The following is a 17,734-nucleotide window of genomic DNA, read 5'->3' on the forward strand; positions in this document are numbered from 1 at the left end:
TGTTCGAGGATTCCTGCTTGATTCAAAGAGTTCATCGATCAAACGATTTCGTTAGCCGGTGCTCTTTTCCAATCCGACCAGAAAAAATCGGCCCACTGTCTTCCATGCCAAATCCTCGATAAAGTGCCAATGCGCTCGCGTTGTCTGCATCAACTGCAAGAATCAAACTACTTGCCTCTGGCCACACAGTGGCTGCCGTATCACTCGCTAGCTTCAAAGCTTCTTTACCCAAGCCTTGGCCTTGATACCTTTGGTCTATTTTCAGGCCATGTAGTGACACTGCGTCGGGTGGAACCCATTCCGGTGACGTTGGTGGTCGTTTGAGGATAACAATGCCGACAACGTTTCTTTGCTTGAAGAAGCAGTATCCGCGTAAAGTAGAGCTGCGCTCAGTGATCGCAGAACCCAAGGAATTCTCAAACGTGCCGCCGAATTCCATTTGCTGCTGAGAAACGCTCAGAGAACGGAGTTGTTCAAGCTCACGTTTATCTAATTCATAGCAATCTCGAATTTCCAGAGACATATTCTCCTCCAATTTCTCGGTTAACGATGGGTCCAGTTCGAGCAATAGTTGTTTGGTACTGCTGACGCGGATCCGTCGAACATTGAATTCATGCGGTTGGTGACGAGCGTGTTTAGAACTCGCTTACACAGTTGTTTGGCCGTCAGCGTCTGGCTTGTCGTTTAGATGGTCGATCAGACTGAGGCAGGTCTCGGCACACTGGATCGCTTCTAAGAGCAATGCCCGCCGAGCGGGCTGTTCGCCGATACTATCAATTTCTTCGTTCGCATAAGCTCTCGCCATTTTGAGCTCCGTTTGGGCCAACAGTAAGCAATCTTGCACTTGTTCGGAGAACTCGAACTTTGGCATATTGGTTTGATCATCTGGCTCGCCAAAAACATCACCCAGCCCGTGCTTTTGATAAACTTCCCGCAGCACGTGGCTGAAGTCCACAGCGGGTGCTCTGCTCAAGGCATTCTCGGTGAGCAAATCCCTAATCTCAACGCCCGCGCTGGCCATCGCTGAGAATTGGCGTAGTGAGTGTCCAAGTGATTTGAGGTCTAGAGTTTTCATGTCAGCTCCTTACTCAGCAGATTTCGTTGTTGTGGAGTGAAGAAAGTCGTTTTGAAGGTTTGGTGGCGTAGCAACGGTGCCGAACCCAGAGTCTCAGAGCCATAGGGTCAGAATGGAAACCATCAGCAGAACGGCCATCAAAACATTGAACACGCGCCATTGCAGGTCGGTCTTTAGCAGTTTCCCTAGCAAGCTGCCGAGTTGTGCCCAGAGCGTCAGTGAAAGAGCCGCGCAAATGAAGAACACACTCCCGAACAGCGAGACGACTACGGCGCCATTGTCGGAAATCGAGGAGAACGAGGCTGCGACGCCAACTGCCATTGCCCACGCTTTTGGGTTGATGATGAGGAGCAATGCTCCTGCAACGAAGCCGAAAGGGACGTCCCTCTTACCGCCGTTTCCTTCCGGTTTTCCCGCTCTAGCAATCATAATTGCCAGCGTGACCAGATAGGCGGAACCGAGAAGCTTCAGGATCAGTTCCAAGGAAGGGAATGCGTACATAAGTGCAGACAGACCACCTCCGGAAAATGAAACCAGCGCGGCCAATGCAGTGGCAATTCCGAAAATCAATGGCAAACTACGCCGATAGCCAAACCTGGCGCCTGAGGCAGTTGCCAACGAGGTTGCTCCCCCAGGTGAACCGGTTGCCACCAGGGCGAAACTTATCAATGCGATGAGTTGGTTTTCCATTGAGAGCCATCCTTCCTCTGCTCAGTTCCATAGCAACGAGTTTTCTGGCGTTGCTTGGGCTCGAGCAAAAAACTAAAGATCTCTAGTCACAGGCGATTCCAGACTGATTGAGTGAAATGCGCCCATTAAGTGAGAGAACTGGGCAGACCAGACGATAGCGTGTTGGACTGCCCATAATGCCCAGGGTAGGGCCGTTTAGTTCGCGGGCCGAGCAACGTCAGACACGCGGACTAAATTAAAGGCCTTCAAACAGAGTGCCGTTGCACTTCACGGCGCTCTGACGCAGCGCTTTAAAGGGCTGGTATTCCTCAGAGTTGTACCATGCCAAGGCTTTTTCCTTGCTTTCGAACTCTATCACTACGGGGTAGGTGGGTTGCCAATCGCCTTCTAGGATTTCGGTTCCGCCGCCGATGACACGATACTTGCCACCGAACTTTTCGACGACCGGGCCAACAGTTTCTACATAAGTTCCCAGTTTTTCTGGGTCGGTCACTTCGATGTTGTCGAACAAAAAGAAAGCACTCATCTTCTCAGCTCCTATGATTGATTGTGTTACCAAGCTAAAGGCTGATCGAGTTTCCGAAAAGATGGACAACGTCGTCAGATTCGTTCAATATTCCGGACGATGGATGTAAACTCAATTGTGACCTTTGTACAAATCGCCCACGCGCCAAGCCTTAGCTCTGGCGCAAGAGACATTGGGAAGGCAAAATCCACAGTCAGTTCTCAGATAGCCTCCCTTGAAGCACGCCTAGGCTTTTTCCTTTTCAGGCGAACTACGCGAAAACTGGTCCTTACGAGGGAGGGGAGGGAGTACCTTGAAGCAGTCAAGCCATCTGTTGAAATGCTGCTTTCCAATGACCAGCGGTTGGCAAACATACACAGCGGCCTAGCAGGGCGTTTACGGGTAGTTGCTCCTTCGGAGATTCCACTTACGCCAATTGCGCAAGCAATCGGAGAATTTACACAAAAGCATCCGGACGTTCAGATCGATTTTCGATTGTCAAACGAGATCGTTGATTTCGCGGACGGTGATGTAGATATCGCGGTTCGAGGCGGTTCTCCCACAAGCCAGGATACGGTAGTGAAAAAACTTGGTGATATTGAGTTTGCGTTTTGCGCATCACCAACATTCCTTTCGAAACACCAACACGTTTCGGAAGCCTCATCGCTTCCTGTCAGTGAGCACATTGGGTTCGCAGTGGAGTTTTCAGAGCAACGTTCAATTCATCTTCAACAACCAACAACAGTTTCTAGAAATGAAGCGGCAATTATGTCTAACAGCATGTTGTTCAACTTGAGAGTGGCTCTGACAGGAGCTGGCGTTGCTCAAGTTCCGTTATATTTGGCTAAAGAAGCTATTGAAGCCGGAGACCTAGTCGAGTTGCACTACTCGGAGAACCGACCTCGCTCATTGTTGTCTATTCAGTTTCCGTCCAGAAGAGAGGCAAACCCATTAGTTCGTGCACTTGCCAGAAGCTTAGAAAGAGCAATAAGAAACAGCTCAATCCTCTGTAAAGACTAAGTGAAAGAACAGTTATACTGGTTCAGGCTGCAACAATGGTCGTTTCGTTGTCTTGAGACCGTGCGGGGTGGCAGAATTTGCTTGGTGTGCTTGGCTGGCGCTACCTTGATAACCGGGGCGGGTCAAACGAGGCAGACAAATGCCACGAACTGTAAATAGGGATTTACCTCAATGATAATGGAGAAGATGAACCTCATTAGACAGCTTCTGGCGAATAAAGGGCCTACCAAATCCACTCTTCGAAAAATCGAGAAGGAGTTGCTGTCTTTGGCATCTGACGGAGACTTCAGTCAGTACCGTCGTGCGGCGCCGGGAGAGGAAGTCACACATATGCTGGATATAGCCCACGATGGCGGTGCCTCTTTATACTTAGTATCGGATGGTCATGGTGTTGTTACACTACCTCATCGACATGAAACCTGGGCGGTGATTGTTGGCATCGAAGGTAGAGAAATGAACCAAAGGTACAGTCGCAGATCAATGACTAGCAATGAGGTGGAGCAAATCGGGGTTACGACGATTGGACCAAAAGACTCCATCATCATGAACCACGATGAAATTCACGGTACTGTTTCAATTGGGCCCGGTGCTACATTCCATTTGCATTTGTATGGTGTTGATCTGGCTTCGATTTCTCCAATATCCCAACGAACGTACCGGGCCGTTCCACTGAATACCTAAAGCACGTCGAACATATCGTTTCACTTGGGAACAAACGCCTGATTGAGGGAGATCAACCACCCATTGCCCTTCGTTGTGAGTAGATCTCTGAATGCGAGCGATAAAGCGGCTATTAATGCAATGCGCGGAATCGATTGCTTTGGACTCTCCTCTGCTGTTCAATATTTTTTGGATCGCGCACATGCAGATGGACTATTGCTGCTCCGGCATCTGCCGCCGCAGGTACAGCAGCAGCAATCTCGTCCGATATGATGTGAATATTCGGGTTGCGTTTGAAACCGCCTCCGGCTCCAGTCACCGCACAGGTGATGAAAGTCCTGCGCATCTAGTGCTTCGTTAGTTTAGAAAGTTCTGGATAGCCGCTAAAGCCAGGCCGGGAACTTCTTCGGGGATGAAATGCCCACTGGGCATGGATGCAAAACTGGCGTCTGAACACCAACCGCGCCAAATGCGTTCCACGTCGAAGTGTTTTCCGACTACGCTCTTGTCGCCCCACATAATCAGTGTTGGGCAGGAGATCTGCCGACCGGCTCGACGGTTTTCAGCATCGTGCAGTCTGTCGATGTGAATCCCAGCTCGGAAACACTCGCACATCGCGGTGATGGCTTCAGGCGTTGCGTTGGCTTTCAGGTAAGCGGCCATCGCCATTTGATCGTAATGTACTGGGTTGTCTGAAAGCCCTTCCAGGATGAGGCGCAGAAAACCCTCCGGATCACCGGCGATAAGGCGCTCTGGGACCGGATGATCTTGTGTAAGGAACGAAAAGTAGAAGTAGTCTTGCGCGATATCGGCGTTCAATTCTTCGTAGAAATCCAGCGCCGGGATAATGTCCATGACCACAAGTTGCGTCACCATTTCAGGGTGGTCCAACGTCAGCCGTCTTGCCACTCGTGCGCCACGGTCGTGTGAGACTATTGCGAAATTGTTGTGTCCTAAGGCTCGCATGACGGCCAGTTGTTCATCCGCCATGGCGCGTTTGGAATAGGCATTCTCCCGAGAAACACGGCCCGGTTTGTGCGTCTCACCTCGACCACGAATATCCGTTAGTACAACTGAAAAACGTTCTGACAGTCTTGGCGCGATATGGTGCCAACAAAGATGCGTCTGGGGATCACCATGCAACATCAAAAGCGCCGGCCCGCTACCCGCGCACAAGGTCATGATTTGCTTGCCACCGATCTTAACCGGCTGACGTTTGAATTGCGGAAGCAGCTTTGCATCGGCCTCATCAAAGATGGTCATTGATCCAACCCTTGAACTCCGAGATGGCCGCTTCATCCCGCTGGAAGAACGACCAGCGTCCTATCTTGTTAACACTCAGAAAACCCGCCCGGCGCAACAGCTCCAAATGGCGACTGACGGTTGGCTGTGCCATGTCTAGTTTTTCGGTGATCAAGGTGACGCAAACACCAATCTCGGACGGCTTTCCCGTCACTTGGTGCGAGAAATGCGAGTCAGGTTCCGATAGCCATTCGAGGATGGACAAGCGAGCTTCGCTAGCGAGGGCTTTGGATTGTTCGAGACGATCAGACATATACAATCTATAAATAGTTAAAAAGCTATGAGTCAATATATTGGCACATTTCGTCTTACAGACTTTCAAGCAAAGTGTGGCATTCGGTAAATTAGGGTCAGTGCTGCCACCCTCTCAGATTAGCATGATAAACCGCTCGCAATCCAAACCGGACATTTGCTACTAAACTTTGCAGGTTACGAAATGCGGAGAAAAAATGCTCTCGTAGTACTAAACGGAAACGTTTGGCTTCGAAGTTAGGCCTCCCAAAACACCTTGACTAGGCCTAAAGTGTTGCAAGGTCAGGGTGGCGATAGGCCTCTGGGTACGACATAGGCTTGAAAGGCCCATTGGGCACAACGCTATTCCAACTGCGTCCGAAATAACCCTGGCGGCAGTGTACAAGAGACCCTGCCTCGGCAATTCCGGGCAACTCGTATACTCGGCACAGCCACCGCCACAAGTATGGGTAATCCAGGATCCTCGCACCATTAAGCTTCATTCTCACATAGTAGACGGGATCGTGGCGATAGAGAGTTGGAAACAGACGAAGATCTACTTCTGAAAAGTGTTTGCCCGTCAAATAGGGCCTACCATCTGAGAGATGCTCCTCCAAATATTCGAGTGTCTCAAAATAGGCGTCAAAGGCTGTTTCATAGATCGTTTGATCAGAGGAAAACCCGGCCTTGTAGGCACCATTGTTAATCGCGGTATAAATCCGTTCGTTCAGGTCGTGGATTTCGTGACGCGGCACTTCGTCTGGGTAAAGCCTAACGCGTGCAACTGCCGGGATTGTGCTGCCAAGTGAATCCGCCGCAGCGTCCAGCATTCGGACAATTTCAGCGCTTTCGTTGTTAACAATGCGTCCTTGTATCTTGTCATAAAGGATTGGAAGGGATTGCTCTTCAGAGCCTTCGGCACGATAGATCTCTTTGGTAAGGCGAAATCCTTTGCCGGTGCCGGTCTCGCTCGTGCATTCTGGCAAAGTTTCACCTGTGAGAGATGCAATCCGATCAGGTGCAAACTCCCATAGGTTTGGCGCCTCTGGATCGTCGTCACCGGTGCGGTTTGGAAATGCAACGTCCGTCGTGATGCTGTTTTGAAGGCCCAACACATTTCGCGCCAGCGTCACTCTGTGACACCACGGGCAATTCAGTGCTACGAACAGGTGATAGCGATCAGGTTCTGCCGGAAACACTGGATCGCCAATGGCGTGGCGAAAGCCGCTAACGCCGCGCACGAATTCACCCCGTGCGCGGCGCTTGTTGATATCAGTTTGGTCTTCTTCGGTAGACGTGTCGGTCATGACTTCAGCATCATCCTCTGAGCCGGTGATGCAAGATGATTGGCACGGCCAATTCTTCTTCATCGCTGAGATGCCGTTTCAGGAACGCTTCAATCGTGTTGCTCGTTGCATGGAGCTGTCCGGCTTCATCGTAGGCTTGCGCCTCATCAAGTGCGGATAGCTTGATCACGCGGTTCGCCGTGCGGGTGAAGTCACTCAGCACCCTATCCAGATCGAAGTGATCCTGTTCCAGCAACTCAAGCCCCGCATCAAAACGAGGGTCCGCAGCAGATAGTTCAGGGAAATAGCTGCGATCTTCCCAGCCGTGATGGCCATGCAGGTTCCCAACTAGGTTGCCGCCATAGTAGGATAGCCGCCCCAAGTAGTCGTCCAACCCCATCTCGTTGCTCAAAACCCCTTCTGTATCCAGGCGAATACGTTCTGCAACACGGCGGAACATCTCATGCGTGCCGAGCCAATGCTTGGTTTTTTCTTTGAAACCTGGATGGGCTTCCCAACTGTCGCGAGGGTATTGGTCCAAGAGAAACCGCATTTCCTGAGGCATGTCGTCTTGGCGAATGGCGTATGTATCGAGCATCGGTTATCTCCTTTCAGGCCAAAGATGGGAGGTCATACAACCACCCGCCAGTAGCGAGAGCGCACAGTCACTATGCGTCAGCGAACCCTCGCGAAGTCGACGCCACTCAAACCAGCGATCTCGCGGTTCAAGGATGCGATGTCGTGCTGGATGAAACCTTGCACGCTATCACGACCAAAGGTGCTGGCGAGGACCTATATCGGCTCAACACTCGAGCCAAATATTGCGTGAGCTTGCAGACGGCGTTAGACGCAAGGTGAAATAGCATCGCCTCGTGATCTGTTTAAAAGGTTGAGCGCAGCTTCATCCTTAAAGGTATGGCGTGAACAAAACCGTACAATTGCTGAGGTCTACCAAAAGATATGTTTACTGATTGATCGTGCGAGTAAGCATACTATCCGCAAGAAACGGGTCGTTCCGACAGTGACTCACGCTTATCTCCCAGTCGAGAATTCAATACTGGAGAGATTATGCTACTTGAGAACAAGACCGTGATCATCACAGGTGCGAGCAGTGGAATTGGCGAGGCAGCAGCAACACTTTTTGCCGAAAACGGCGCCAATGTCGTGCTTGGAGCACGGCGGGAAAGCCGCTTGGCGAATCTGGGCAACCGAATCCTCGAAAGCGGTGGGAAAGCGGTCTATTTGGCCGGAGATGTCGCTGATGAGACCTACGCAGAAGAGTTAGTCGAATTGGCGGAAGCTGAATTCGGCGGGCTTGATGCAGCCTTCAATAATGCCGGCGTTATGGGAGACATGGGGCCGGTTACGAACATGACGAACGCCAATTGGAACAGTGTCATTGCAACTAACTTGACCAGTGGCTTTCATGCAGCCAAGCACCAAATCCCGGCGATGAACAAGCGGGGTGGTGGCTCAATCGTGTTCACCTCAACGTTTGTTGGGCACACTATCGGTCTGCCAGGCATGGCGGCTTACGCAGCCTCCAAAGCGGGTCTTATTGGGCTGACGCAAGTTTTAGCTGTAGAACATGGTGCGGACAGCATTCGTGTAAATGCCCTCTTGCCGGGCGGAACCAAAACCGAGATGGCGGGCGACGATCCCAAGGCGCACGAGTGGGTCGCCAGCATTCATGCTCTCAAACGCATGGCGGAGGCAGCGGAAATTGCGAAGGCCGCACTGTTCCTGATCTCAGATCAGTCCTCGTTCGTGACGGGTAGTGCAATGACCGCTGACGGTGGCAACTCCGTAACAAAAGGTTAGAAGCGCGATCCAAGGCTCGTTTCTGAGCGAGCCGTTGATGGACGCCCAATGGCCAAGCAAATTTGAGTACGTTCTGGTTCACGCCGCAGTTCAAACATCTGGAAACGCATGCAAGACGACCTTTTCTCATTCTTGGACGGCAGCTCCAAAAATCTTCTTCCAAAAGACGGTGAGGTGTACTTCTACGGTCGGGTTTTTGATTGCGGTGTATCTGACCACTATTTTGCTGAACTTGAGGCTCACGTGGATTGGAAGCACGACGAAGCGATAATTTTTGGCAAGCGTGTGCAAACAAAGCGAAAGGTCGCGTGGTATGCGGATCACGCTTTCTCGTACACATACTCGAAGGTGACAAAAACGGCGATGCCATGGCCATCCATTTTATTGGATTTGAAGGCCTTGGTGGAAGAACGATGTTGCGAGGAATTCAACTCTTGTCTGCTCAACCGCTATGCTGACGGTGGCGAAGGTATGGCCTGGCATAGCGATGCAGAGAAAGATCTAGTCAAGCACGGTACAATTGCGTCGCTCAGTTTTGGTGCGGAACGCAAATTTTCCTTTAAGCACAAGTCGAACAAGGAGACGGTGTCGGTCAATCTGCAACACGGTAGCTTGCTGACAATGAAGGGCGAGACTCAAGATCACTGGCTACATAGCATTCCAAAGTCGAAACGTGTTCTCGAGCCACGCATCAGTTTGACCTTTCGTCAAATCAAGGTGCCTAAAGTTGGATAGGTAGGGCTCCTGATATCGCTGACTTTGATTGCTTAACCACCGTGTCGCAGAGGTTGGGAGGACAGACCATGCAAAAGGTGCTTGTAACTGGTTCTTCGGGTCGGATTGGGCGGGCATTTTTTGCCGCATATCACGAGCGGTATCAGTTTGTGTTGTCCGATTTGAATGAACCCACGTACTCTGTTTCAGGTCAGCATCATTTCGTGCGATCTGATCTCTCAGAGGCAAATGCCGCAGCGGATTTGTGCCAAGGCGTGGATACCGTTGTGCATCTCGCAGGCGTACCCGACCCGAACGCACTATTTGACGATGTGCTGCCTGCCAACATATTCGCGACAACCCACTTGATCGAAGCTGCTTGTCAGGCAAACGTCCGCCGCTTCGTCTTCGCGAGCAGTGCACAAACCATCGAAGGATACCCCGTAGACCGGCAAATCGTTCCGGGAATGGCTGTTGCCCCGGCCAATCTGTACGGCGTCTCCAAGTGCTATGGGGAAGCCTTGTGTTCGCTTTATGCGACGCGGCACGGCATGTCCTGCGTCTCATTGAGAATAGGGGCGTTTGAGCCTGCCGACGGCCCGCCACTTGAAACCTTAGGTGATCTCAGCGCGTGGCTCAGTCATCGAGACGCGACGCATCTGATTGACCGGGCGATACAAGCCGAAATCAAAGGGAGCTTTATCGCGCACGGCATCTCTAACAATCGATTTAAGCGGTTTGATCTAACCGAAACTTGCAAAGTGCTTGGGTACGCACCGCAGGACGACGCCTTTTCGACCTTTCCAATACCATCCGCCTAAAGCCGGCATCCGTTCATATCGCAGCATCGAGTAGTTTGGACTCAGTGTCGACGTTCTCTGCAACTTACAGCAATGTCGGCTCTACAGCCCAAAGCGGGCTCACAACCTTTATTGAGGCTGGCGAAAAGCGGACATCCAAGTGCAAGTCGGTGCCAACGGGAAGGCCACTGTGCTGCCGTTCGCCGCGCTTGCAGCACCAAGCATCACGAACGGCAGAGACCTGCATAGACCGGACATTGAAAAAGTTCGGCGTGCGGCCCAATAATGCGGTCGTTTAGCCTACCGCATTGATGCTGTTTAGCAGCCGGTCGAGCCGGATATCGGCTGAGGTCGCTTACTATCGAAAGTATGGGGTTCAGTTGAGCATGAAAACGCCAGATTTGGTTATTCTGAACAATGTGCCCATCGTATATTCTGGGCAATCAGCAGCCCGAAGTTTGGCGCATGTTCTCTGTTTAATCTATTGCACAGCCAATCTAGTCGTTTCCGTAGTCCGGCTCGTACTCCATCTCACGTTCATGTGTGTCGGAGTACTCTGGATCAAGTTCCGCGAAATTGAGTTCATCATATCCGTCTAATTCTAGGCTACAGGTTGGACAATGAAACTCCTCACCCACAAAATAGCGCTCGACGGTCTCCCAAACGGAGTATTCGTCGGGGGTGGTTTCGATGATCTCCTCCTCAACCATTTCTCCACCCATGAAGGATCTTGCTCCACAGGATGGACACTCGCACTCCCAAATGTGATCGCGATGATAGCTAAACAGGCCAGTATAGTCGCGGGCTGCGTAAGACTTTGCCTTTTCGAGGGCAGTTTCTCGGTCTGCCTTTTTTAGAACTTGGAAAGACTCACGAGTACGTTCCACTCGCATCTCTATCGACTGCTTCTTGGCTCTCGTCGCGTTGTCTAGAATTTCTTTGGGAGTAGCAGCGTCATCAGCCCCGAGCCAACTTTCCAATGTGTTTCCCATGTACCCAAGTATGACATCCATCGAATACCAGAACTCTGCTTCCCATTTTGTTGTTTGAGTTGCAGCAAACGGTACATCGCCGGAATGCAATTCAGCATTGCGGCGATTGGCAACCTGATTGCAAAACTCCTTCACCTTGTTGTCAAAGGGTCCGACAAGATGCTGCAAACGCTCAAAAAGCGTCTTTGCGGTAATCGTTTTGATATCTGTTGAGGCATTGATCCCCGCCGCCGCAAATAGCGATTGAAAATGCTGCGGATCAGCAATTAGTGACGGGTGGATACTTGCCAAAGCCGACTTGCCCAAAAGTTCAAGAGATAGCGACGCCCAAAGCTGGTACTCGTCGAGTTCTCCGGATGCTTTTCGGGAAAGAGCCCTTCTTATGTAAATCTGGGATTTTGCATACAAAGCATCTTTATTCAGGGCATTCGTAACAGGTTTCTTCATTGAATTGTCGCTCTCAAAATCGTTCGCACACCGTGAGTCTCTGAGACCTTTCCGCGAGCATGTAACATTCTCCAATTGTCCACCACTAACAAAGATCCGGTAGACCAATTGATCGTTTTGATGGTTGCGCGGTCAGATAGGCACAACAGTTTTTCTGCCACCTCGGTCGCGATTGGATCTTGTGGATGCATACAGCCAGGATCCCAACGTAAATATGGTGCTCCGGGTCCTTTAATATTGGCGTAGAAGGATCGTCTTCCGTTTTTGATTAGGAAAACACCGGTTTCAAATGCCCTTAAGTCGTCTGCCGTTAGCTGCAAGTCCGAAAAATCCACCAGAAAGGTGGGCGCAACCGTTCCTTCCGCGAGCGCGCAAGCAAAAGCAAGATACCGACTGGGTACTTGCCGATGGGCCATATCTACATGAAACGGCAGCTCATTCTTGCCATATTTGCTACTCAAAGAGTTTCGGTGTGCTTCGTGCTCGTTTTGCGGAACTAAAACCTCGACTGGCTCCACAAAGCGTCCCTTGACGGGTGTTCCCAGCTGATTTGATAAAGTCAGTAGCATGCCAGACAAATCACCCAGATTGTCCGCAAAGTAAGCCGGAGAGTGGAAAAACCCACTCCGCTCTAGTTCTAATCGTATCGGATCAATATCCAACACTGACGAGGCCTCGCCCATTTAAGACTGCCTGATAAAAGTATGAGCACTTTCCAACAACTCGGCCAATCGAGCGACCTCATCATGCATTACACCATGGAAACTGACACGAAGACTTTCCGCGATACTGTTGGCGTGTTCACGCGACATCTCCTGATGCATTTTGAGTGTCTCGATGTCGTGCTGAGGGCGAGAGCGGGAAGTATCCCTTGATCGATTTTGAGCAATACGAGATGGGTCAGCCTCCAAATGCACCATAGCCATCACGTCGAGCGCTTTGAAAACGTCACTCGAGATTTTTGTCAGGCCTTCTCCAGTATCGACGACAACGTGACCATCCATAACGATCAGCCCTGCGTCCGGGTCACGTACCAGAGAAAAACCTCGTATCAGCAGGCGTTGGTTTTCATCAAGATCCGCATGGCGCATCGTATCGCGGCTGCCTGGAGCGACAGCGCGGGCGGCGGCAATTAGGCTGCCGCCTGTTACGTGCTGAAACGTTATCAATTCGGCCAATTTGCTCAGGAATGTAGTTTTCCCGACGCCAGAAATACCTGTAAATGCAATGACACGCTGACTCATACTTCAAATTCCAAATCGGCCCGCTCGATGAGACGGGCAATTAAGTCGTGAGAAAGTTTGTAAATCGACTGCTGAGGGTGCCCTTTGACGACACCCATCGTTTTCAACTCGTCAATCGAGACTGCAGGTTCAATGTATGAAACAAGCAGGTAGTTGATAACCTTGACTGGTCTACCTGTGTCTTTTGCCTTCTGCTCCCATGCCTCTAGCTCTTCTTCGCTATATACTGACCTACCGCCAGTTAATTGCATCAGTTCCCTCTTGGAGCCTGCAAGAGTCATGCTCTCCAGTATACCAAGTGCCGTAATGGCTTGCGAAGGTGGGTCTTTAGAAACGCCCTTGTAGAAGAACAATACCGAACCTGGAGGGCCTAGATTTGATTGTGCCTGACACAAATATACTTTTCGGATCGTGTTGCCGGGTCGAGTTATGCCTTCAGCTCGCGACGCACCTGAGAACAAGTCGGGTTGGCGGGGATTCCAGAGGTCTGGATAAAGCGTGTCGTGGTAGTCTTCTTGAATTGGGATACCAAAGCCGAGTGTTTTTGCGTCGAACACAAACCGAGGGTAGTTTTTTCTCGCCTGTTCGAAGTCCGTCTCATCATCGAGGCGTACAAGCGCATCGTTGGAAAAATCACGCTCGTAAATAAATTCACCGTTGGCATTCTCACCAGCGTTCCGAAAACCGTAGTATTCTAGGAGCTCCATCAATGCAGCCTGATCTTCGTAGGTCGTAAGATACGCAAGGTCATAACCGTTGTGCTGGGCATACCATAACACCTGCTTCAACAGCAGTTCACCCAACTTAACTCCGCGGCTTTCTGGCGCGACCTTAAAGGTACAAACTTTAAGGATTTTCTCGGCTTTCGTAACAGCATCAGTGTCTACTGCGTCTTCATCTTTGCGGACAATCAGGCCCGCCAATTGCTCGTTATCGTAGACGACCCAGCACGACCGGTGTCGCTTGACGCACTTCTCCCGCCACCAGTCGTCAAACTCGGGATAGCCATCCCGAAGGCTATCGAAAAATTGGTCCTTTCCATTAATTTCGTGGGCTTCGACTTCACCCACGTGACGGATCGGGACCTCTTTTGGCTCATAGGTCTGAATGAGCAGTTCTGTAGCGTCACTAACAAACAGAACACGTCGCGCCAGATCAGGTGATCGATTTTGCGCGCGCTGATGCAGGCCTTTGTCCTGTGTGACTAAGAAATCTGCTACCCCATTCTCAATCGTATGTAGAAGGGTCGCGTCTACAACGTCATTGGGTTTTTTCAGTGGACCGAAGTCTGCATCGAGATCAGCCTGAGACAATCCGCGTTGCTTCTTTAACAGGCGGTACTTCTCAATCTTGCTGAGCGAAATTTGTCGGCGCTCTGCGTTTTTATCACGGGCGATGTCATCTTTGGCAGCTTCGTGCACGTAGATGTCGACCTTATGGGTCAACGCCAGCGCATGGAACTTCGAATAAGCTGCTTCAACTGTGTGATTATCTTCAAGCCCTATTAGGATGTTCGTATCAATGAGATACGATTGCTGGCTCATTTTGAAGGGCCTTTCTCAAATCACGTTTTGCATAAAGGAAGGATTGGGGTGGCTCAAAACCGAACTTTTCACGAAGTTCGCTAAGCGGTAGGGGGCGAGAAAAAGCTCTCACACTGTCAAATACCAGTGCAAACCCATGATCGAGCCCATCAAAATACTTGTCGAACTTTGATCGTTCGATATGGGCGGTAGCCTCAAATTCCGTCCAAATTTGCTCCACTGGAAGCTTAAGAACGTCTCGAATTGACGCTGTACCGACCATGGCTTTGACTGGTGAGGTCGAGTAGATGTAGGCCATTGCACCACTAGGTGCGGAGACAGGGAAGCGACGTCTCAATTCAACTGTTTTATGACCAGATAGAATTTTCTCGGAGTAAACAGGCTTGATAGAAAGAACAACGTCGCGCTGTTGTTTGAAGGGCTCATCCCCGAGCAGCGGCAGCACCAATTGATCGTCATGCCCTTGCTCTATGTCAAACGCACCATCAAGGCGTGCGGAGAATGGCGCATCGGCGGGAAAGTGGGCGTTCAGACGCAAAGATGCACCCAGAGCCTCAACATAGCGCTGAACGGTGCTGAGGTAGATTTCTCCGCCTTTCTCGATCTTCGAAATAGCGGCCTGCTGAACGTTCAAACGCTCTGCAATTTGTCCTTGGGTCAAGCCAGCCAATAGGCGCAGCCGACGCAACTCAGGGCCGACCAGCGCAGCACCTTGTGTACTTGGAAGTGCCTTAGCTTCGACGATTTTTCCTGTGAGCTTGCCCATTTGGTGCCTCTCTTTTTTTCTAGGTTTGTAGGCTCCGAGAGCATTCCGTGCAAGGAATATTTGATGGTGTTACACAACATATAGTATTATGTTGGCTGGCCGATCACAAAAGCACGACCATCATATCAACGCGAAACGGCGGCCACATGCGCCAATGCCGCAGAGCGGCTTCGTCCTTCCGCCCCGACGTGCGGATATGAATTGTCTGCTTTCGGTTGGTGACCTGCCGAATGCACCCGCAGCGACCAGATCGCACGATAACGGCAGCGAAGGGCTCTTACCACCCAGCTGACCAAATTCCCTCAAGCAGTGAAGGTCTGCTTTCAGGAAACGGCCTTGAATTTGCAAGGCCTGGTTTCTGCGTTTTTCTCATTCTGCGGCCGGGGAACTACTCGGCAGCGAATTGGAGCTGTATTCCGTGTTCCTGTCATTGCCTGGATTTCGATGAACGTCCGGGCCATTTGGAATGTGCTTTCGAATGACCGATGGCAGCCCCAAATTACCAACCATGGAATACTTGCGAAAGATTGATGAAATGCTCTCCAGGCAGGTTACCTAGGGGCAAATTTTGACTTAGCGGGCACGGAACCGAAAAATCGCTACTACAATTGCTCCGACTGCACAAATGGAAATAAAGTTTCCTAAGATCAATGGTGTAGAACCAATCAAAATGCCGTAGATGAACCATAGTACAATGGTCGTTAGAACAAGTATGTTGGCCCATACCGAAAGATCTCCGGTCTCTTTGGTAGTCCACGCCTTTATTGTTTGGGGAATCCAGCAAATTGTTCCGAGGATTGCCGCCATAAAACCTATGATCTCTGGTAGTTCGATCACTATTCTCCGTCCTAGCTGTATCGCCATCCGATTGCGCTGAACGTGTCTGCACGCACCGAGAAAATCAAGCTTCTTGATTGCGGCTGACAAGTTGGCGGCAACGCTCCCAGCCACAAGCCAGCCACAAGCCAGCCCGAGCCGGACCTTGGCAGGTTTCGGAGAAATGCGCGCAGCTTACCAAATCGGATTTAGAGGCGGTAGAATATGCGAAAGGCGACCCTGTTCGCTTTCCTTCAGACGAAGGATTGGTCAGATATCTAATCTCACAATTGGCTTCGATGATTGGGCTTAAATCAGTCCGTAGTTCTAGCCCCGCTGGCAAGTATCTGGCCGGGTGGTATCTCCTGCACGGTGCTTCAGCGGCAGTTATTAGCCGCCATTTTCGGCGGTCAGACATGTGAAAATCCAAATGCTGCAAAATGCGAGGGCGATCCAAGGAAACGTTCGCTACCTCGTTGTCTCGGTACAGCACCGTTACAACGAGCGAAACTCCAGTAAAACCAACTATGAAACGGTTTTGCATCGTAGATAACAAGGAAATTCTTGGTATGAGCTGAACCGGGGCTGCGCCCGTTTTTTTGTCAAACGGGCACTCTGCTTCGCGCGCTCAGGGTTTTAGAACGCGTACCCCGGGTATCTCACCGAGGCGTTCGAGATCCTGCTCATACAGTTCAGAAAACGCGTCCACAATCTCAGTGCTCCAGCCGGGCAGGTCCAGCTCTTCTTCGATCTTTTCTGGCTGCGCATACTTTTCGAAGATTTGAGCCAAGCTTTCATGCAGGATTGCCCTGTCCTGTGGTTCATCCTGTTGGGTCAGGGCCTGCATTTTGGCTTTACCGGTTTCATCCAACAATGTGGTCAGCAAGTCATACTCGTCCACCAAGGCCGTATTTTCGTCCAAGCCTGTCAGGGCGCGCATGATATCGCCCCAGATGAAAGGCGTGTCTTCATTGCTCCACAATGTAATCTGAACATTGGGTGCAAGGTCCTGGATATCTTCAACCATGCCGATCCAGCTAAGACAGCTAAGGTCGGTGTGTCGAACGATGTCTTCACGTTCACCTTCCGGCAACGACATCAGGAGCTTGGGAATAAAGCTGCCTGGGTTTCTGAGGCCCATGAACAGTTCGACCTGATGGTCGTGAAATATCTGTTCCAGCAGCGCCATTCTTCGTCCGACCATAGGATACAACTGCCCTTCTTTCAGGGCCGCTGAAGGCTCACCTGCGAAACGGCCGTTTGAATAAATTACTCGCCCGATGTCTGCGTCGGTTGGGAGAATGTCCCTGATATATTGGAGTGAGGCTATATCAACAGTCTCATTTTCCAGTAGTTCAAAGGCAGGTTTGAAAGTCCGCATGTAGCGTCGCGTGCCAAAAAAATAGACCCCGTTTTTTTCCAGGGTATCCGAGTTTTTTTTCAAAGAGTTCAGCACGCGCCCTTCGTCGGTAAAAGCCGCGCCCGCGTGGATAGCAACCTGCATTTTCGGTTCTTGTCCTTGCTATGAACTCCATTTTCCGGGTTACAGTCTGCGACCAAAACAGTCAAATCCGAGCCATCTCGCTCGGTTGTGTCTTTTTGCATTCACGAAAGCTGTCATTCTCTAGGTTAAGTTGAAAATATATGCTTGCAGTCCCCGACAGGAAAAAGTAATCGACAACAAGTGCCCCTATAGCTCAGCTGGTAGAGCAACTGATTTGTAATCAGTAGGTCCGCGGTTCGAGTCCGTGTGGGGGCACCACTATCATCACCTCAGAGCCTTTTTTCTTATTTCATTGGGCTATCAGCCCGGAAATTAGG

Annotated in this window: 21 protein-coding genes, 1 tRNA gene and 1 pseudogene; 7 read left to right on the forward strand and 16 right to left on the reverse strand. The window is 50.8% G+C overall.

Translation table 11 applies throughout. The features are described from left to right. Positions 1-31: 31 nt before the first annotated feature. The 4 genes from ACR0DT_RS10215 to ACR0DT_RS10230 all read right to left on the reverse strand — a co-directional run bounded on the left by ACR0DT_RS10215 (position 32) and on the right by ACR0DT_RS10230 (position 2,291). On the reverse strand, positions 32-523 hold the full coding sequence (locus ACR0DT_RS10215) for a GNAT family N-acetyltransferase (protein ID WP_480710625.1): 492 nt from the start codon (positions 521-523) through the stop codon (positions 32-34). Positions 524-646: 123 nt separating this feature from the next. Then, positions 647-1,075, reverse strand: a complete 429-nt coding sequence (locus ACR0DT_RS10220; RefSeq protein ID WP_480710626.1) for a hypothetical protein — start codon at positions 1,073-1,075, stop codon at positions 647-649. A 93-nt stretch (positions 1,076-1,168) separates the two neighbouring features. Beyond that, a complete protein-coding gene (locus ACR0DT_RS10225; RefSeq protein WP_480710627.1) occupies positions 1,169-1,765 on the reverse strand; it encodes a LysE family translocator in 597 nt (198 codons plus the stop codon). Positions 1,766-2,000: 235 nt separating this feature from the next. Further along, positions 2,001-2,291: a DUF1330 domain-containing protein gene (locus tag ACR0DT_RS10230; RefSeq protein WP_480645618.1), complete on the reverse strand. Its 291-nt coding sequence runs from the start codon at positions 2,289-2,291 to the stop codon at positions 2,001-2,003. 99 nt (positions 2,292-2,390) lie between these two features. Between ACR0DT_RS10230 and ACR0DT_RS10235 the strand changes: the two are divergent. From ACR0DT_RS10235 to ACR0DT_RS10245, 3 genes and pseudogenes are all read left to right on the forward strand, one after another. Continuing rightward, positions 2,391-2,564: pseudogene (locus tag ACR0DT_RS10235) on the forward strand (LysR family transcriptional regulator); the annotation flags it as partial. A gap of 45 nt (positions 2,565-2,609) precedes the next feature. Beyond that, the gene (locus ACR0DT_RS10240) at positions 2,610-3,290 is read left to right on the forward strand and encodes a LysR substrate-binding domain-containing protein (RefSeq protein ID WP_480710682.1); all 681 of its coding nucleotides are present in this window, start codon (positions 2,610-2,612) and stop codon (positions 3,288-3,290) included. A 171-nt stretch (positions 3,291-3,461) separates the two neighbouring features. After that, positions 3,462-3,971, forward strand: a complete 510-nt coding sequence (locus ACR0DT_RS10245) for a hypothetical protein (RefSeq protein WP_480710628.1) — start codon at positions 3,462-3,464, stop codon at positions 3,969-3,971. 112 nt (positions 3,972-4,083) lie between these two features. Here ACR0DT_RS10245 and ACR0DT_RS10250 read toward each other — a convergent pair whose 3' ends face one another. From ACR0DT_RS10250 to ACR0DT_RS10270, 5 genes are all read right to left on the reverse strand, one after another. Next, positions 4,084-4,296 carry a 3-keto-5-aminohexanoate cleavage protein gene (locus ACR0DT_RS10250; protein WP_480710629.1) on the reverse strand — a complete coding sequence of 71 codons (213 nt, stop codon included), beginning with the start codon at positions 4,294-4,296 and terminating at the stop codon, positions 4,084-4,086. 11 nt (positions 4,297-4,307) lie between these two features. Continuing rightward, positions 4,308-5,213 carry an alpha/beta fold hydrolase gene (locus ACR0DT_RS10255; RefSeq protein WP_480710630.1) on the reverse strand — a complete coding sequence of 302 codons (906 nt, stop codon included), beginning with the start codon at positions 5,211-5,213 and terminating at the stop codon, positions 4,308-4,310. Then, positions 5,200-5,505: an ArsR/SmtB family transcription factor gene (locus ACR0DT_RS10260; RefSeq protein WP_480710631.1), complete on the reverse strand. Its 306-nt coding sequence runs from the start codon at positions 5,503-5,505 to the stop codon at positions 5,200-5,202. Before ACR0DT_RS10260 ends, ACR0DT_RS10255 begins: the two co-directional genes overlap by 14 nt. Positions 5,506-5,770: 265 nt before the next feature. After that, positions 5,771-6,790 (reverse strand): glutathione S-transferase C-terminal domain-containing protein, encoded by a 1,020-nt coding sequence (locus tag ACR0DT_RS10265; RefSeq protein WP_480710632.1) that lies wholly within the window; start codon positions 6,788-6,790, stop codon positions 5,771-5,773. Positions 6,791-6,800: 10 nt separating this feature from the next. Further along, positions 6,801-7,367: a hemerythrin domain-containing protein gene (locus tag ACR0DT_RS10270; RefSeq protein WP_480710633.1), complete on the reverse strand. Its 567-nt coding sequence runs from the start codon at positions 7,365-7,367 to the stop codon at positions 6,801-6,803. 470 nt (positions 7,368-7,837) lie between these two features. Here ACR0DT_RS10270 and ACR0DT_RS10275 point away from each other — a divergent pair, with 470 nt between their 5' ends. From ACR0DT_RS10275 to ACR0DT_RS10285, 3 genes are all read left to right on the forward strand, one after another. Beyond that, the gene (locus tag ACR0DT_RS10275) at positions 7,838-8,590 is read left to right on the forward strand and encodes an SDR family oxidoreductase (protein WP_480710634.1); all 753 of its coding nucleotides are present in this window, start codon (positions 7,838-7,840) and stop codon (positions 8,588-8,590) included. Positions 8,591-8,698: 108 nt separating this feature from the next. Further along, on the forward strand, positions 8,699-9,325 hold the full coding sequence (locus ACR0DT_RS10280; protein WP_480710635.1) for an alpha-ketoglutarate-dependent dioxygenase AlkB family protein: 627 nt from the start codon (positions 8,699-8,701) through the stop codon (positions 9,323-9,325). Between the two features lie 68 nt (positions 9,326-9,393). Then, positions 9,394-10,125: an NAD-dependent epimerase/dehydratase family protein gene (locus tag ACR0DT_RS10285; RefSeq protein ID WP_480710636.1), complete on the forward strand. Its 732-nt coding sequence runs from the start codon at positions 9,394-9,396 to the stop codon at positions 10,123-10,125. Between the two features lie 476 nt (positions 10,126-10,601). Here ACR0DT_RS10285 and ACR0DT_RS10290 read toward each other — a convergent pair whose 3' ends face one another. The 7 genes from ACR0DT_RS10290 to ACR0DT_RS10320 all read right to left on the reverse strand — a co-directional run bounded on the left by ACR0DT_RS10290 (position 10,602) and on the right by ACR0DT_RS10320 (position 17,417). Further along, the gene (locus ACR0DT_RS10290; protein ID WP_480710637.1) at positions 10,602-11,543 is read right to left on the reverse strand and encodes a hypothetical protein; all 942 of its coding nucleotides are present in this window, start codon (positions 11,541-11,543) and stop codon (positions 10,602-10,604) included. Then, positions 11,540-12,226 (reverse strand): Fe(II)-2OG oxygenase family protein, encoded by a 687-nt coding sequence (locus ACR0DT_RS10295; RefSeq protein ID WP_480710638.1) that lies wholly within the window; start codon positions 12,224-12,226, stop codon positions 11,540-11,542. Before ACR0DT_RS10295 ends, ACR0DT_RS10290 begins: the two co-directional genes overlap by 4 nt. Beyond that, a complete protein-coding gene (locus tag ACR0DT_RS10300; protein WP_480710639.1) occupies positions 12,227-12,787 on the reverse strand; it encodes an ATP-binding protein in 561 nt (186 codons plus the stop codon). It lies immediately after the preceding gene. Then, positions 12,784-14,331, reverse strand: a complete 1,548-nt coding sequence (locus ACR0DT_RS10305; RefSeq protein WP_480710640.1) for a GNAT family N-acetyltransferase — start codon at positions 14,329-14,331, stop codon at positions 12,784-12,786. Before ACR0DT_RS10305 ends, ACR0DT_RS10300 begins: the two co-directional genes overlap by 4 nt. Next, positions 14,306-15,097, reverse strand: coding sequence for a helix-turn-helix domain-containing protein (locus ACR0DT_RS10310; RefSeq protein WP_480710641.1), 792 nt, complete (start codon positions 15,095-15,097; stop codon positions 14,306-14,308). The genes ACR0DT_RS10305 and ACR0DT_RS10310 overlap by 26 nt, the downstream gene beginning before the upstream one ends. Positions 15,098-15,670: 573 nt before the next feature. Further along, a complete protein-coding gene (locus tag ACR0DT_RS10315; RefSeq protein WP_480710683.1) occupies positions 15,671-15,961 on the reverse strand; it encodes a SemiSWEET family sugar transporter in 291 nt (96 codons plus the stop codon). Between the two features lie 580 nt (positions 15,962-16,541). Further along, positions 16,542-17,417: a hypothetical protein gene (locus tag ACR0DT_RS10320; RefSeq protein WP_480710642.1), complete on the reverse strand. Its 876-nt coding sequence runs from the start codon at positions 17,415-17,417 to the stop codon at positions 16,542-16,544. 182 nt (positions 17,418-17,599) lie between these two features. Between ACR0DT_RS10320 and ACR0DT_RS10325 the strand changes: the two genes are divergently transcribed. Beyond that, positions 17,600-17,675, forward strand: a tRNA-Thr gene (locus tag ACR0DT_RS10325). Positions 17,676-17,734 lie beyond the last annotated feature (59 nt).

The organism is Ruegeria sp. BI11, from assembly GCF_056538005.1.

Coding starts and splice junctions, on each gene's coding strand:
- ACR0DT_RS10215 (WP_480710625.1), bottom strand. CDS start 523: ATGTCTCTGGAAATTCGAGATTGCTATGAATTAGATAAACGTGAGCTT.
- ACR0DT_RS10220 (WP_480710626.1), bottom strand. CDS start 1,075: ATGAAAACTCTAGACCTCAAATCACTTGGACACTCACTACGCCAATTC.
- ACR0DT_RS10225 (WP_480710627.1), bottom strand. CDS start 1,765: ATGGAAAACCAACTCATCGCATTGATAAGTTTCGCCCTGGTGGCAACC.
- ACR0DT_RS10230 (WP_480645618.1), bottom strand. CDS start 2,291: ATGAGTGCTTTCTTTTTGTTCGACAACATCGAAGTGACCGACCCAGAA.
- ACR0DT_RS10240 (WP_480710682.1), top strand. CDS start 2,610: ATGCTGCTTTCCAATGACCAGCGGTTGGCAAACATACACAGCGGCCTA.
- ACR0DT_RS10245 (WP_480710628.1), top strand. CDS start 3,462: ATGATAATGGAGAAGATGAACCTCATTAGACAGCTTCTGGCGAATAAA.
- ACR0DT_RS10250 (WP_480710629.1), bottom strand. CDS start 4,296: ATGCGCAGGACTTTCATCACCTGTGCGGTGACTGGAGCCGGAGGCGGT.
- ACR0DT_RS10255 (WP_480710630.1), bottom strand. CDS start 5,213: ATGACCATCTTTGATGAGGCCGATGCAAAGCTGCTTCCGCAATTCAAA.
- ACR0DT_RS10260 (WP_480710631.1), bottom strand. CDS start 5,505: ATGTCTGATCGTCTCGAACAATCCAAAGCCCTCGCTAGCGAAGCTCGC.
- ACR0DT_RS10265 (WP_480710632.1), bottom strand. CDS start 6,790: ATGACCGACACGTCTACCGAAGAAGACCAAACTGATATCAACAAGCGC.
- ACR0DT_RS10270 (WP_480710633.1), bottom strand. CDS start 7,367: ATGCTCGATACATACGCCATTCGCCAAGACGACATGCCTCAGGAAATG.
- ACR0DT_RS10275 (WP_480710634.1), top strand. CDS start 7,838: ATGCTACTTGAGAACAAGACCGTGATCATCACAGGTGCGAGCAGTGGA.
- ACR0DT_RS10280 (WP_480710635.1), top strand. CDS start 8,699: ATGCAAGACGACCTTTTCTCATTCTTGGACGGCAGCTCCAAAAATCTT.
- ACR0DT_RS10285 (WP_480710636.1), top strand. CDS start 9,394: ATGCAAAAGGTGCTTGTAACTGGTTCTTCGGGTCGGATTGGGCGGGCA.
- ACR0DT_RS10290 (WP_480710637.1), bottom strand. CDS start 11,543: ATGAAGAAACCTGTTACGAATGCCCTGAATAAAGATGCTTTGTATGCA.
- ACR0DT_RS10295 (WP_480710638.1), bottom strand. CDS start 12,226: ATGGGCGAGGCCTCGTCAGTGTTGGATATTGATCCGATACGATTAGAA.
- ACR0DT_RS10300 (WP_480710639.1), bottom strand. CDS start 12,787: ATGAGTCAGCGTGTCATTGCATTTACAGGTATTTCTGGCGTCGGGAAA.
- ACR0DT_RS10305 (WP_480710640.1), bottom strand. CDS start 14,331: ATGAGCCAGCAATCGTATCTCATTGATACGAACATCCTAATAGGGCTT.
- ACR0DT_RS10310 (WP_480710641.1), bottom strand. CDS start 15,097: ATGGGCAAGCTCACAGGAAAAATCGTCGAAGCTAAGGCACTTCCAAGT.
- ACR0DT_RS10315 (WP_480710683.1), bottom strand. CDS start 15,961: ATGGCGATACAGCTAGGACGGAGAATAGTGATCGAACTACCAGAGATC.
- ACR0DT_RS10320 (WP_480710642.1), bottom strand. CDS start 17,417: ATGCAGGTTGCTATCCACGCGGGCGCGGCTTTTACCGACGAAGGGCGC.